The organism is Acidovorax sp. NPDC077693, assembly GCF_044542805.1.
Lineage (GTDB): Bacteria > Pseudomonadota > Gammaproteobacteria > Burkholderiales > Burkholderiaceae_C > Acidovorax.
This window is the reverse complement of sequence record NZ_JBITVD010000020.1, coordinates 99,318-113,431: the sequence shown is the minus strand read 5'-3', so window position 1 is coordinate 113,431 and position 14,114 is coordinate 99,318. Positions and strand designations below refer to the sequence as shown.

Below are 14,114 nucleotides of genomic sequence, written 5' to 3'. Positions count from 1 at the left end.
CGCCCTCCCCCTTCCGGGGGGCGACGCCCATGGCCTGGCGAAGCCAGTTCCATGGCGCCTGCCAGCACGGTGTGCTCCGCAGCCTGTTGAAGGCCTGCGTGCATCACCGCGCCTGCAGGGCGCTGGCAGTGGTTGGTAGTGCAAACGTGCATCACAGTGTCCGGGCGATTTCCTTGATGTCGAAGAATTCGAGGTGATCGCCTTCCTTGATGTCGTTGTAGTTCTTGAGCTTGATACCGCACTCAAAGCCTTCCTTGACATCCTTGACATCGTCCTTGAGGCGCTTGATCGAATCGACTTCGCCCGTGTAGACCACCACGTTGTCGCGCAGCAGGCGGAAGCGTGCGTTGCGATGGACCATGCCCGAGGTGATGTACGAACCGGCAATCGTGCCGATCTTGGTCGCCACGAACACCGTGCGGATCTCGGCCGTACCGATGATTTCCTCGCGCTGCTCCGGAGCCAGCATGCCCGACATCGCCACCCGCAGCTCGTCCACAGCGTCGTAAATGATGCTGTAGTAGTGCAGATCGACGCCATTGCCCTCGGCCAGCTTGCGTGCACCGGCATCTGCCCGCACGTTGAAGCCGATCACGATGGCCTTGGAGGCGATCGCCAGGTTGATGTCCGACTCGCTGATGGCGCCCACTGCGGCGTACACCAGCTGCACCTTGACTTCGTCGGTCGACAGCTTGAGCAGCGACTGCGCCAGCGCTTCCTGCGAACCCTGCACGTCGGCCTTGACGATGATGGGCAGCATCTTGACTTCGCCCGCCGTCATGTCGGCGAACATGTTCTCGAGCTTCGCAGCCTGCTGCTTGGCCAGCTTGGTGTTGCGGAATTTGCCGGCACGGTAGGTGGCGATTTCGCGGGCACGGCGTTCGTCCGTGAGCACCATGAATTCGTCGCCCGCCTGCGGCACTTCCGTCAGACCCTGGATTTCCACCGGGATCGACGGACCTGCCGTCTTGGCCACGCGGCCGTTTTCGTCCAGCATGGCACGCACGCGGCCATAGGTCTGGCCTGCCAGCACGATGTCGCCGACCTTGAGGGTACCGGACTGCACCAGCACGGTCGCCACAGGGCCACGGCCCTTGTCGAGCTGCGCTTCGATCACGAGGCCCTTGGCCAGCGAGTCGACCGGTGCCTTCAGTTCCAGCACTTCGGCCTGCAGCAGCACTTGCTCGAGCAGGGTGTCGATGCCCATGCCGGTCTTGGAGGACACGGGCACGAACGGCGAATCGCCACCGTATTCTTCCGGCACCACCTCTTCGACCACCAGCTCCTGCTTGACGCGGTCGGGGTTGGCATCGGGCTTGTCGGCCTTGGTGATGGCCACCACGATGGGAACACCAGCCGCCTTGGCGTGCTTGATGGCTTCCTTGGTCTGGGGCATGACGCCGTCATCGGCGGCCACCACCAGGATCACGATGTCGGTGGCCTGGGCACCGCGGGCACGCATGGCCGTGAAGGCCTCGTGACCGGGGGTATCGAGGAACGACACCATGCCGCGTGGGGTTTCCACGTGGTAGGCACCGATGTGCTGCGTGATGCCGCCGGCTTCGCCCGCGGCCACCTTGGCACGGCGGATGTAGTCGAGCAGCGAGGTCTTGCCATGGTCCACGTGGCCCATGACGGTGACCACAGGGGCGCGCGGCAACAGCTCGACGTCCTTCTGGCTCGAATCGTCGTCGGTGAAGGCTTCCGGATCGTCCAGCGCAGCCACCACCGCCTTGTGGCCCATTTCTTCCACCATGATCATGGCGGTGTCCTGGTCCAGCGGCTGGTTGATGGTGACCATCTGGCCCATCTTCATCAGGGCCTTGATGACTTCGTTGGCCTTGATCGACATCTTGTGTGCCAGCTCCGCCACCGTGATGGTTTCGGGAACGTGCACTTCGATGATGCGTGCCTCGACCGGGGCGGACTGCTGGTGGTCGTCACGGTGGTCGCGGTTGTCGCCACGGCGGCCGCGCGGGCCTCCGCGCCAGTTGTTGCGGCCGACACCGCCGCTGCTGTCGCCGCGGGTCTTGATTTCCTTCTTCTTGGCAGCGTCGCCCGCCCAGCTGGAGGACAGCTTGGCCGACTTGACTTCCTTGCCTGCACCGGGCGCACCAGCGCCTGCTGCGGCAGGGGCGCCCGCACGGGCCACACCCGTGCCGACGGCCGGCTTGTGCAGCGTGCCCTTCTTCGCGTCGCCCACGGCAGCGGGCTTGGCCACTGGCTTGGGTTCTTCGGGCTTCTTGGCGACCATGACCGCCTTCTTGGGCGTGGCCATCATGGAGCGGATGGCGGCAGCTTCGGCCTCGGCCTTGCGGCGGCGGGCGTCCAGGTCGGCAGCGCGCGCGGTTTCCTCGTCGGCGCGGGCCTTGGATTCTGCGGCGGCCTTTTCACGGGCTTCGGTCTGGGCGGCATTGCGCGCAGCAGCTTCGGCCGCCTGTTCGCGGGTGGCTTCCTGCTTGACGGCAGAGGCCTGCGCCTTCTTCTCGGCTTCCTGGGCTGCGTAGGCGGCGGCGCGCTCTTCGGCTTCGCGCTCGCGCTTTTCGCGGGCTTCGCGCTCGGCACGCTTTTCGGCCAGCTCGGTCTCCTGGCGGCGGATCAGCTCGGCCTGGCTGCGGGCTTCTTCCTCGCGGCGGGCCAGTTCGATGTCCTCGCTGGAGGCAGCGGCTTCCTCGACGGCGGGCGCTGCGGATTCAGCCGCGGCCCCGACATCTTCATCGCGCTGGATGAAGGTGCGCTTCTTGCGCACTTCCACCTGGATGGTGCGCGCCTTGCCGGTGGCATCGGCCTGCTTGATCTCGCTGGTGGATTTCTTCACCAGCGTGATCTTCTTGCGGTCGGCCGAAGCCGTGCCGTGGCTGGCCTGCAGGTAGGCCAGCAGCTTTTGCTTGTCCGACTCGGTCAGTGCATCCGACGGGGCAGCCTTGCCCACGCCAGCAGCCTTGAGCTGGTCGAGCAGGGTTTCAGGCGATTTCTTGAGCTCGTTAGCGAACTCGGCGACAGTATTACTGGACATATATGGTTCGTGCCTCCCTGACCTTTACTCTTGCTGCCCCGCGAACCAATGTTCGCGCGCCTTCAGGATCAAGGCTTTGGCATCTTCTTCAGACTGTCCGGTCAGGTCGGTCAGTTCATCTAGGCCCAAATCGGCCAGGTCGTCACGTGTATGCACACCGCCGTCGGCCAGCTTGGCAATCAACTCGGGGGTGAGGCCTTCAAGGTCGCGCAGGTCCTGGGAGACCTCATCCACGCTTTCCTCGCGGGCGATTTCCATCGTGAGCAGCGCATCCTTGGCACGGGCGCGCAGCTCGTTGACGGTGTCTTCGTCGAAGCTTTCGATCTCCAGCATTTCCTGCAGCGGCACATAGGCCACTTCTTCCAGGCTGTTGAAGCCTTCGGAGATCAGGATGTCGGCGATTTCCTCGTCCACATCCAGCTTTTCCATGAACAGCTTGCGGGCCGTGTCGGTCTCGGTGGCCTGCTTTTGCGCGCTTTCGGCGGCGTCCATGATGTTGATCTTCCAGCCGGTCAGATCGGACGCCAGGCGCACGTTCTGGCCGCCGCGGCCGATGGCGATGGCGAGGTTTTCCTCGTCCACCACCACGTCCATCGCGTGCTTTTCCTCATCGACCACGATGGAGGACACGTTGGCCGGGGCCAGCGCGCCGATCACGAACTGGGCGGGGTCTTCGGACCACAGCACGATGTCCACGCGCTCGCCGGCGAGCTCGTTGGTCACGGCGTTCACCCGGGTGCCGCGCACGCCGACGCAGGTGCCGATGGGGTCCACGCGCTTGTCGTGCGACAGCACGGCGATCTTGGCGCGGGAGCCGGAGTCACGGGCGCAGGACTTGATCTCGAGCAGGCCCTGCTCGATCTCGGGCACTTCCTGGCGGAAGAGCTCGATCATGAACTCGGGGGCCGAGCGCGACAGGATGATGGGTGCGCCACGCAGCGTGAGGTCCACCTCCATGATCATGGCCCGCACGCGGTCGCCGCTGCGCAGGTTTTCCTTGGGGATCATCTCGCTGCGGCGCAGGCGGCCTTCCACACGGCCGGACTCGACAATGATGTCGCCCTTGTCCATGCGCTTGACGGTGCCGGTGAAGATGCGTTCGCCGCGCGACATGAAGTCGTTGAGCAGCATTTCGCGCTCTGCGTCGCGGATCTTCTGCAGGATGACCTGCTTGGCCGCCATGGCGCCGATGCGGCCGATGGGCACGGACTCGACGCCTTCTTCGATGTATTCGCCGACTTCGATGTCCGGGATGCGATCCTTCGCGTCCATCAGCAGCTCTTCGGCTTCAGGGTTCTGCAGGCCGGCATCGTCGGGCACCACCAGCCAGCGGCGGAAAGTCTCGTAGTTGCCGCTGTCGCGATCGACGGACACGCGAATGTCCACCTCGCCCTGGTACAGCTTCTTGGTAGCCTGGGCCAGGGCCGACTCCACGGCGCCCAGGACCACGTCCAGCTCCACGTTCTTCTCGCGTGAAATGGCCTCAACCAACATCAACAATTCGCGATTCATGCGACGACTCTCCTATTTCAATCACCTGAGGGCAGTGGCTGCGCACCGCAGCCCCACCCCGTTTGTTCAGCGGCTCAGGCGGGCGTTGGCCCGGCCTTGCCTGCACGCCCCTTGAAGTCCACGATGGGCGCCAGGCGGGCATCCTTGATTTCATCCAGGGCAAAACCCAGCGCCTGCAGCGGCGCGGGCACGCGCTTCTTGCTGACCTTGGCACCGGGCTTCACGGCGGGCTCTTCGCTCCAGACGATCTGCCAGCCCCCTGCCTCGGCCCGCTCCAGCGTGCCGCGAAATTTCTTGCGGGTGGCGTTGACCTGGCCGCCCGCTGCGGCGCCGATGGGCGCCTTCAAAGTGATGTCGATGACCGAGCCCGCAAAACGCACGAAGTCCTGTTCGTGCCGCAGGGGGCGGTCGATGCCGGGTGAGGACACCTCAAGGCGCTTGTACTCGACGCCGTCGACCTCCAGCGCAAACTGCAGCTGGCGGGTGACCTTCTCGCAATCCTCGACCGTGACGAACTGATCGAGCAGGGGCGCGGGCGCGTCGGCGGCCGGCTGCACCCAGGGCAAGTCGATGGTGATGCGCAGCAGACCACCGGCGGAGCGCTCGATCTCCACCAGGTCATACCCCAGGCCCGTCACTATTTGTTCAACGACTTGCTGCAATGCCACGTGTTCAGTTCAATCCCGGAAAAACAAAAAACCCGATAACCCCCGGAGACTCTTCTCCGACAGCTTCGAGCTCCAAAAGCGTTCGACCAAAAAAAACGGGCGGTTGGTACCCGCCCGTTTGGTCGTGAGAGTCGTATTGTAGCGCGCAAAGTGTTGATTTGCAAAGGCGCGCACTCGCAAAACTGTTGTGAACGCACCCCGAATCCGGCGAAAACCAGCATTCATGCGGCTGCGAGCGGGGTGCACGCCATGGGCGACAAATACCCACAGCCAAAACGGCACGTGGCGCGCGCCCCACACGCGCCAGCCGCTATCACTGCGATAGCGGCGCCAGCAGCTCGGCCAGGTCGCCCTCGGTGAACAGCGGCTCCTTGCGCGCGGCGGCGCCGCTGTACAGGCTGCCGGCCAGCTGCGCCTTCCTGTCCTGCAGCGCCAGGATGCGCTCTTCGATGGTGCCCTGCGCCACGAGCTTGATCACCCACACGCTCTGCGTCTGGCCGATGCGGTGGGCGCGGTCGGTGGCCTGGGCCTCGGCCGCGGGGTTCCACCAGGGGTCGAAGTGGATCACGGTGTCGGCCTGCGGCAGGTTCAGCCCCACTCCGCCCGCTTTCAGGCTGATGAGGAACAGCGGCACCTGCCCGCTGGTGAACTGCGCGATGACCGCGTCACGCTTTTGGCTCTGCCCGGTGAGCTTGACCCAGGGCAGGCCGCGCTTTTTCAGCTCGGCCTCGATCAGCGTGAGCATGCTGGTGAACTGCGAGAACAGCAGCACCCGCCGCCCCTCGGCCAGCATTTCGGGCAGCAGCGCCATCAGCTGCTCCAGCTTGGCCGATGCGCTCACGCCCCGGGCGGCCTCGAGCGGCAACAGCTGCGGGTGGCAGCACACCTGGCGCAGCTTGAGCAATGCATCCAGCACGGTGATCTGCGACTTGGCCAGCCCCTTGGTGTGCAGGGCCTCGCGCACGGTTTTCTCCATGCCCAGGCGGATGGTCTCGTACAGGTCGGCCTGCGCACCGGCAAGCTCCACCGGCATCACAGTCTCGACCTTGGGCGGCAGCTCGCCGGCCACCAGCGCCTTGGTCCGCCGCAGCATGAACGGCGTGATGCGCGCGCGCAACTGCGCCATGCGCGCGCCGTCGCCCTGCTTTTCGATGGGCGTGCGAAACACCTGCTTGAAGCGCTGCTGGCTGCCCAGAAACCCCGGCATCAAAAAGTGGAACAGGCTCCAGATCTCGCCCAGGTGGTTTTCCATGGGCGTGCCCGACAGGCACAGGCGGTGGCGCGCGTTGAGCGCGCCCACCACCTGCGCGGCCTGGGTGCTGGCGTTCTTGATGTTCTGCGCCTCGTCCAGCACCACCAGGTGCCACGGCTGGGCCAGCCACCGGTCGCGGTCGCGCTGCAGCAGCGAATACGGGGCGATCACGAGGTCGTGCTCGGCCACCGCGTCGGCCACCGCATGGCGGCCCGCGCCATGCAGCACCAGGCAGCGCAGGCCGGGGCAAAAGCGCGCCGCCTCGCGCTGCCAGTTGCCCATCAGGCTCACGGGTGCAATGACGAGCGCGGGGTCGGTCAGGCGCCCGGCGTCTTTTTCGACCTGGATGTGGGCCAGGGTCTGCAGCGTCTTGCCCAGGCCCATGTCGTCGGCCAGCACCCCGGCCAGGCCGTGGGCGCGCAAGAACTGCAGCCAGTTCAGGCCCTGCTGCTGGTATGGCCGCAGGGTGGCGCGCACGCCGGCGGGCAGCGGCACCTGGGGCAAGGCACTGGCGCCCTGCAGCTGGTCCACCACGGCGCGCAGCGCGTGGGCGCCCTGCCACGGCACGCCCTGGCCCAGCGCGGCGCTGGTGCGCAGGGCGTCCAGGCGCGACAGCTTCAGGCTGTCGGCGGTGAAGTCGTGCGCCCGGTCGCCCACCAGGTCCAGCAGCGCAGCCATCCAGGGGCGCAGGGTGTCGGTCGGCAGGCGCACGAAGCCCGGGCCCTGCAGCGATGGCAGGTAGACATAGGGCGGCAGTTGGGGCAGGCCGGTGGCGGCATCCAGCGGCTGGTCGGCCGCGGCGGCGATCAGGTCGGGCAGCCAGGGCAGGATGTTGTGGCGCACGCCGTTCACCTCCATGCCCAGCGACAGCGCGAACCAGGGGGACGTGGCCTCATCGCCTGCGCCTGCGCCTTCTCCTCCCTTGCCATCGCCATCGCCCGCACCCTCTGGCTGCAGCGCCACGGCCAGCGTGTCGGCATGGGTGATCCAGCCGTTGAGCGCCGCATCCACCGTGACGGCAAAGCCTGCGTCGCGCAGCACCGCAAAACCGTTGTCTGCCCAGTGCATCCAGGCGGTTTGCGGCTGCTCGCCGGGAATGCCGAACAGGCCGTCGTCGGTGCCCAGCAGGCCCAGGTGAAGCAGGCGTTCGATGGCCGACAGCTCGGCCACTGCATTGCGCTGCAGCAGCACCTGGACGCCGTCGGCCCCCGGGACCATCAAGGCCAGGTCCTGCCCCGCCCACCAGCCCACGTGGCCCTGGTAGTCGAACTGCAATTGCGCGGTGATGAGGCCCATGTCGGGCATGTCTGCAGGCGGTGTGGGCGCCAGAAACAGCCGCGCCAGGGGCTTCACGCCCTGCACCCGGGCGAAGGGCGCCCCCACCGGCGGCAGCGGCAGCACGCCGCCCAGGCGGGTGGCCAGCTCGGCCTGGTGCTTTTGCAGCGCCGCGGTGCTCAGCGCCGGCGCCTTGAGCAGCATGGCCAGTTGCGCCGCGCTCAGGCCCTGCAAGTCGACCGTGCCGCACAGGCCGTTGGCAGCGTCCACGTACAAAGGCGGGCTGTTGCTGCACAGCGTGGCCGTGGTGCCGGGCAGGCCGGGGCGCAGCGCCCAGGTGGTGTCGCCACCGGCCGCAGCCGGGGCGCTTGACTCGTGCCAGGCCCACGCGATAGCCAGCGGTGGCCCCCAGGCCAGGGGCGTGCCCACCATGGAGCCGCCCGCATCCGCGAACAGCCGGCCGGTGCTGGCCGCCTGCTGCAGCGCCAGCACGCCCACCGAGCCCTCCAGCACCGCCACCGGCCCGGCGCTGTAGGCCGAGTAGTAGCCCAGCCCGCGCGGCATGGCGCGCAGCAGCTGCAGTACCTGACGGTCGGCGTCGCTTGCGCGGTCGTACACCGCCTGCCCTGGCGCGGGCTGGGTGCGCACCGGCTTGGGCTTGGCCCAGCCGCCGGTCAGCTTGGGGTAGGAGACCACGGCTTCGAGCTGCATTTGCTGCAGCGTGGCGCGGGGGAGCCCCACGGTGGAGACCAGATACAGGTACTGCTCGGGCCGGTCCACCTGCGGATCGGAGGGTGCGGTGGCCGACGCACCCGCCGCGCGGTCCCATTCGCGCAGCCAGTGCACCAGCCGCGCCTCGGCCTCGGTGCGGGCCAGCGCTTCCTTGCGCTCTTGCAGGGCTTTCAGCGCGTCCGCAGCCTGGGTGGCCTGCGTGGCCGTGGCCGGCGGCTCGCCCCCCAGGTGCACGGATTTGAGCGCCAGCGCCACCGCGTGTTTGCAGTCGGCGCCCACCGGGCAGCTGCACTCGCCCCACCACGACTGGACCACGCCGGCGTCGGACAGGGTGAGCTGGACGCGCACGGCATACGGCACCGGCTGGCTGCCCAGCACCTCGCCGTCCAGCGCCCACCCGGCCATGCCGTCCGGCTTGACGGCGATGCGCAGCACGGCCCCTTGGCGGTGCAGCGCTGCCCCGCGCGACCAGGTGCCTTTGTCGCACTGGGCCTGCAATGAGCCGATCTGGAACCAGGGGGGACGGGGTGTAGGCACAAAATCCAAGCAAAAAACGGCTCTACCGCTTGTCTATCAAGCGCCAGCAGCTATAAAAACAGGAGCATTTCGCACCAACAGAAGAGAAGGCCGCCGCAGCGCCTACCGGCTGCGCGCCGCGCGCACGCGCTCGAAGACTTCTTGCGCCTCACCCCCCGTACCGCCTGTACTGCCCGCACCGCCCGCCTGGGGCGACGACGCCTGCAGGCTGGCCAGCAGCCGCCCCAGTACCGGCGCCTGCGGCAGCAGCGGCCCGAGGAACAGCGCGCGCTCGCCATCGGCGATCAGCAGCGTGGGGAAGGTTTCCACATCCAGATCCCCGGCGATCTCCGCGTCGTCCTCGATGTCCACCCATTCGAAGCGCACGTCCGGGTGCGCGCGGGCCAGTTCGTCGAACAGGGGGCGGTACACGCCGCAGGTGCCGCACCAGGCAGCGCACAGGCACACGGCCCACCAGCCGCCCGGGGTGGCGGCGGCCGGGCTCTGCGGCGTGGGGTCTGGCAACTGGGCCGGGCTTTGCATCGACGGGGGCTCCTTCGGGGGTGGGCGGCGCGGCGGGCGCTGCCGGCAGACCCTGCCACCGCACCACCGCACCACCGCGCCTTTACATGCCGCGCCGTTCGCGGGCGCGGTAAACCTCGATGGTACCCACACCGGGCGCCCGGTTGCCCCAGCTGTTGCGCACAAAGGTGGTCACCGCCGCCACGTCCTCGTCGCCCAGCGATTGCTGAAACGGCGGCATGCCGTGCGGGCGCGGGTTGCCGGCCGTGGCGGGCAGGTAGCCGCCCTGCAGCACCACGCGCACCGTGTTGGTCGGGTCGGCCAGCAGCACGGCGCGGTTGCCCGCCAGCGCCGGGAAGGCGCCCGCCTGGCCCTGCCCGGCATCGCCGTGGCATTGCGCGCACTGCTGCTCGTACACCTTGCCGCCCCGCGCCATGGCGGCGGCGGGTGGCGCGGTGTAGGGCGCCGGGGTGGCGCGGGCGGCCTGCTGCGGCAGCGCCTGCAGGTACACGGCCATGGCACGGGCGTCGGCATCGGTCAGGTACTGCGTGCTGCGGAACACCACCTCGGCCATGGGGCCCAGCACCGACCCGTGCGGGGCCACGCCGGTTTTCAGCAAGGCCGCCACGTCGTCGGTGGCCCAGTCCTTCACGCCCGCCTCGGCCGCCGCGTTGAGCGCAGGGGCATACCAGTTCTGCACCGGGATCAGCCCGCCGTTGAAGGCCTTGGCGTCGGCCGTGGCGCCCAGCGCGTTGCGCGGCGTGTGGCAGGCCGTGCAGTGGCCCAGGCCGTTGACCAGGTAGGCGCCGCGGTCGTATTCCGCCGTCTTCGTGGGCGCGGCGTCGCCAGCGGTGCTGGCAGCACCCGGGGCAAAGAACAGCGCACGCCACACCCCCAGCGCCGCCTGCGTGCTGTACGGAAAGCGCAGCGCGTGTGCGCGGTTGGGCTCGCTGGCGGGGGGCACGCTGCGCAGGTACGCAAAGATGGCGTCCGAATCCGCGCGCGTCACCTGGGTGTAGTTGGGGTACGGAAAGGCGGGGTACAGCAGGCGCCCGTCCTTGCTGCGGCCATGGTGCATGGCGCGCCAGAACTCGGCGGACGTCCAGCTGCCGATGCCCTGCGCCGGGTCGGGCGTGAGGTTGGAGCTGTGCACCACGCCGAACGGCGTCTCGATGCCGCGCCCGCCCGCAAACGGCGCGCCGCCCTGCGTGGTGTGGCAGGCCATGCAGTTGCCGATGCGCGCCAGGTACTCGCCGCGCGCCACCAGCGCGGGCGTGCTCTGCAGCGTCTCGGCCGCGGGCAGCGGCTCTTCGCCGCGCAGGTTCAGGGTGACCAGCGCAGCGGCCACGATGCCCACGGCTGCCAGCACGGAAGAAAGGGTCCAGAGGATGCGTTTCATGGGTGCATCCTTCTCAACGTGCTGAAACCGCTGCGGCCACCGGCACCTCGGCCACGCCGCCGCAGCGGGCGGGCATGGCGGCCGGCAGGGTGCGCGCGGGCTTGCCGCCCGCTGCCACGGGCTGGGCCGCCAGCCAGGCCGACACGGCGCTCACATCGTCGGGCGTCAACTGCCGGGCGATGTCGGCCATGCAGTCGGGCGCATGGGCGCGGCGCTGGCCGGTCTTCCAGGCACCCAGCTGGCTGTTGAGGTAGTCGCGCGGCAGACCCAGCAGGCCCGGGATGGACGGCGCCACGCCCGTCATGGCGCTGCCGTGGCACGACACGCAGGCGGGGATGCGGCGCACAGCGTCGCCCTGGTGCACCAGCGCTCGCCCCTGCTCCAGCGCGGCGGCCGGCGCCTGGGGTGCGGGCGGCGGCGGGTACGGCACGTCTTGCGCGGCAAAGTGATCGGCCATTTCACGCAGGTAGTCGTCCGTCAGGTGCTCGATGAGGTAGGTCATCTGCGGGTAGCTGCGCCGCCCGTCGCGAAAGTTGAGCAACTGGTTGGCCAGGTAGCCCGCCGGCTTGCCGGCGATGCGCGGGAAGTAACCCTCCTGCGTGGCCCGCCCTTCCTTGCCGTGGCAGGCGGTGCAAGCCAGCACGCGCGAGGCCATGGCGGCGGCAGGCACCGTGGGCGCTGCTGCAGCCGTGGCAGATGCGGGCATCGTGGCCGACGCCGTGGGTGGCGGGGTGGGAGCAGCAGGCGCGGCCAGCGCGCTGGCGCTGAAAGCCGCCGCTACCGAGGCCGCCGCCACCGCAGCAGCAGGCCAGCCAGAAACAGGGCGCAGCAGGCTGCGCAGGCAATCAATCATGGGTTTTATTCGGGTGGGGATCGACAGGGTCGCCAACTGGGCCGGGCGTTCATCACCGCCCGCACCAGCGCACCACGGCACTCTACGCCCAACCCCCAAAACAGTACAGATTCAGTTTCCAGTTAAAAATACAGATCAGTTTGCACTGCATCCGCTCCCAGGCCCCCATGGCCCAAGGGCCCACCCCGTCAGCCCGCCCCCATGAAACGCTACGAACGCCACGCCGACGCCATCGCCCAGCTCATCCACAGCGGCGCCCTGCGCCCGGGCGACCGCGTGCCGTCGGTGCGCGAGGCCAGCCGCACGCGCGGCATCAGCCCGTCCACCGTGTTCGAGGCCTACTACCTGCTGGAAGCCCAGGGCCTGATCCATGCCCGGCCGCGCTCGGGCTACTACGTCAGCGCGCGGCTGCCCGCCACCGGGTCGCGCCCCGCAGAGCCCCTGCCCTCGCAGCCCGCGCACACCTCCACCGGCGTGGCCATCAGCGACCTGGTGTTCGAAGTGCTGGGCCTGGCGCGCGACCGCGACCTGGTGCCGCTGGGCTCGGCGTTTCCGGGGCTGGAGCTGTTTCCGCTGGACCGGCTGGCGCGCTGCCTGGCCAGCGGCATGCGCAAGCTCGACCCCTGGAACATCGTGCAAAGCCTGCCGCCCGGCGACGAACGCCTGCGCCAGCAGATCGCGCTGCGCTACGGCCTGCACGGCAGCGCGGTCGATGTGGAAGAAATCATCATCACCAACGGCGCGATGGAGGCCCTGAACCTGTGCCTGGAGGCCGTCACCCAGCCGGGCGACATCGTGGTGGTCGAATCCCCCACCTTCTACGCCGCGCTGCAGGCGCTGGAGCGGCTGAACCTGCAGGCGCTGGAGATTGCCACCCACCCGCGCGACGGCATCGACCTGGCCGCCCTGGCCGAGGCGCTGGAGCGCCAGCCCGCCCACCAGCGGGTCAAGGCCTGCTGGCTCATGCCCAGCTTTCAGAACCCGCTGGGCAGCCTGATGCCCGAATGCAAGAAGCGCGAGCTGGTCGCCCTGCTGGCCCGCCACCAGGTGCCCTTGATCGAAGACGACGTGTACGGCGAGCTGCACTTCGCCCCGCACCGCCCGCCCCCGGCCAAGGCGTTCGATACCCAAGGCCTGGTGATGCACTGCAGCTCGTTCAGCAAGAGCTTGGCGCCCGGCTACCGCGTGGGCTGGGTGGCGGCGGGCCGGTTTGCCACGGCGGTGCAGCGCTTGAAGCTCATGACCACCCTCTCGGCCGCCACGCCGTCGCAGCAGGCGCTGTCCGAATACCTGGCCCAGGGCGGCTACGACCGGCACCTGCGCCAGCTGCGCCGCAGCCTGGCGCAGCAGCAGGCCATCGCGCTGGGCGCGGTGGCCCGGCATTTCCCGCCGGGCACGCGGGTGTCGCAGCCCGAGGGCGGGTACTTTGTGTGGGTGGAGCTGCCGCAGCAGGTCGATGCCCTGCAACTGCACCGCCAGGCACTGCAGCAGGGCATCAGCCTGGCGCCGGGGCAGATCTTTTCGGCCGACCGGCGCTTTGCCCACTGCGTGCGCATCAACTACGGGCACCCGGCGCAAAGCCGCCTGGAAGCCGCGCTGCAGACGGTGGGCGAGCTGGCGACGGCCCTGGCCCAAAGTAGCCCAGGGCCGGGCGAGCACGGCGATTCAACCGCTGATTGAATCGATGAATCAACCAATAGTTGAACCGCGGCAGGCCGTGCGGACCCGCCCGCACCGCGCCACCGCAGCACGTTTTGGCTTGCAGCCACCTGACGAAACCCCGCGGCGTTGGAAAGGCCCAACCTCGGGTTCTCCCGACCTCGGCACGGCTTTTGCAACGGCATACTGACCGCCGCCCGCAACCCGGGCAGCGCTACCAGTCTGGCAACCCGCCAGCATCCACCACCCACCCGACGCCCCACCATGGCAGCACCCCAGCATGTCCCGTTTCTGACCGTGGAAGACGAAGACGACTGGGTCGTCTCGTTCGCCCTGGGCCCGCTCGGTGCCAGCCGCCTCACGCTCACGCGCACGCCGCATCTCGAATTCATGCTGCGGCCCGAGCAGCGCGGCGTCTCCGTGGGCGGTGTGGAGGCCGGCCAGCGCCCCACCCTGCTCGTGGCCGTGCAATGGGGCCACAAATGCGTGGACGTGGTGTCCACCGCCAAGCGCTACAGCCTGGACATCAGCAAGGTAGACAGCGCCACGCGTGCGGCGGCGCTGCGGGTGCTGGGGAAGATGAATTTCGATCAGCGGTTTCAGTTGGCGAATGCGTGAGTTCGCGCTGGTGACACCTGGGCAGCGCTCGAGCGCCTGCACACCCCATCTCTCAACCCCCGACCGTTCGGGCTGAGCTTGTCGAAGCCAGG

At 68.6% G+C, this 14,114-nt stretch carries 9 protein-coding genes; 2 read left to right on the top strand and 7 right to left on the bottom strand.

The window, feature by feature from the left end; all coding sequences use genetic code 11:
• Window positions 1–151: 151 nt before the first annotated feature.
• From infB to ACIGHN_RS23920, 7 genes are all read right to left on the bottom strand, one after another.
• Window positions 152–3,016 carry a translation initiation factor IF-2 gene (gene infB / locus ACIGHN_RS23950; protein ID WP_056414508.1) on the bottom strand — a complete coding sequence of 955 codons (2,865 nt, stop codon included), beginning with the start codon at window positions 3,014–3,016 and terminating at the stop codon, window positions 152–154.
• 24 nt (window positions 3,017–3,040) lie between these two features.
• On the bottom strand, window positions 3,041–4,528 hold the full coding sequence (nusA, locus tag ACIGHN_RS23945; RefSeq protein WP_056414511.1) for a transcription termination factor NusA: 1,488 nt from the start codon (window positions 4,526–4,528) through the stop codon (window positions 3,041–3,043).
• A 74-nt stretch (window positions 4,529–4,602) separates the two neighbouring features.
• Complete coding sequence (gene rimP, locus ACIGHN_RS23940; RefSeq protein WP_056414514.1) at window positions 4,603–5,196, bottom strand: ribosome maturation factor RimP; 594 nt, start codon at window positions 5,194–5,196, stop codon at window positions 4,603–4,605.
• 313 nt (window positions 5,197–5,509) lie between these two features.
• Window positions 5,510–8,860 (bottom strand): SNF2-related protein, encoded by a 3,351-nt coding sequence (locus ACIGHN_RS23935; RefSeq protein WP_396506589.1) that lies wholly within the window; start codon window positions 8,858–8,860, stop codon window positions 5,510–5,512.
• Between the two features lie 234 nt (window positions 8,861–9,094).
• On the bottom strand, window positions 9,095–9,514 hold the full coding sequence (locus ACIGHN_RS23930; RefSeq protein ID WP_396506569.1) for a thioredoxin family protein: 420 nt from the start codon (window positions 9,512–9,514) through the stop codon (window positions 9,095–9,097).
• 82 nt (window positions 9,515–9,596) lie between these two features.
• Window positions 9,597–10,892: a c-type cytochrome gene (locus ACIGHN_RS23925; protein WP_396506567.1), complete on the bottom strand. Its 1,296-nt coding sequence runs from the start codon at window positions 10,890–10,892 to the stop codon at window positions 9,597–9,599.
• Window positions 10,893–10,905: 13 nt separating this feature from the next.
• Window positions 10,906–11,745, bottom strand: a complete 840-nt coding sequence (locus tag ACIGHN_RS23920; RefSeq protein ID WP_396506565.1) for a c-type cytochrome — start codon at window positions 11,743–11,745, stop codon at window positions 10,906–10,908.
• Window positions 11,746–11,946: 201 nt separating this feature from the next.
• Here ACIGHN_RS23920 and ACIGHN_RS23915 point away from each other — a divergent pair, with 201 nt between their 5' ends.
• Window positions 11,947–13,425 carry a PLP-dependent aminotransferase family protein gene (locus ACIGHN_RS23915; RefSeq protein WP_396506564.1) on the top strand — a complete coding sequence of 493 codons (1,479 nt, stop codon included), beginning with the start codon at window positions 11,947–11,949 and terminating at the stop codon, window positions 13,423–13,425.
• Between the two features lie 243 nt (window positions 13,426–13,668).
• The gene (locus tag ACIGHN_RS23910; protein ID WP_056172054.1) at window positions 13,669–14,022 is read left to right on the top strand and encodes a hypothetical protein; all 354 of its coding nucleotides are present in this window, start codon (window positions 13,669–13,671) and stop codon (window positions 14,020–14,022) included.
• The last annotated feature ends 92 nt before the right edge of the window (window positions 14,023–14,114 follow it).

Bases quoted from the DNA above. Each gene is read 5' to 3' on its own strand.
- ACIGHN_RS23910 (WP_056172054.1), top strand. From the start codon at position 13,669: ATGGCAGCACCCCAGCATGTCCCGTTTCTGACCGTGGAAGACGAAGAC.
- nusA (WP_056414511.1), bottom strand. From the start codon at position 4,528: ATGAATCGCGAATTGTTGATGTTGGTTGAGGCCATTTCACGCGAGAAG.
- ACIGHN_RS23925 (WP_396506567.1), bottom strand. From the start codon at position 10,892: ATGAAACGCATCCTCTGGACCCTTTCTTCCGTGCTGGCAGCCGTGGGC.
- ACIGHN_RS23935 (WP_396506589.1), bottom strand. From the start codon at position 8,860: ATGGCCGGGTGGGCGCTGGACGGCGAGGTGCTGGGCAGCCAGCCGGTG.
- ACIGHN_RS23930 (WP_396506569.1), bottom strand. From the start codon at position 9,514: ATGCAAAGCCCGGCCCAGTTGCCAGACCCCACGCCGCAGAGCCCGGCC.
- ACIGHN_RS23915 (WP_396506564.1), top strand. From the start codon at position 11,947: ATGAAACGCTACGAACGCCACGCCGACGCCATCGCCCAGCTCATCCAC.
- infB (WP_056414508.1), bottom strand. From the start codon at position 3,016: ATGTCCAGTAATACTGTCGCCGAGTTCGCTAACGAGCTCAAGAAATCG.
- ACIGHN_RS23920 (WP_396506565.1), bottom strand. From the start codon at position 11,745: ATGATTGATTGCCTGCGCAGCCTGCTGCGCCCTGTTTCTGGCTGGCCT.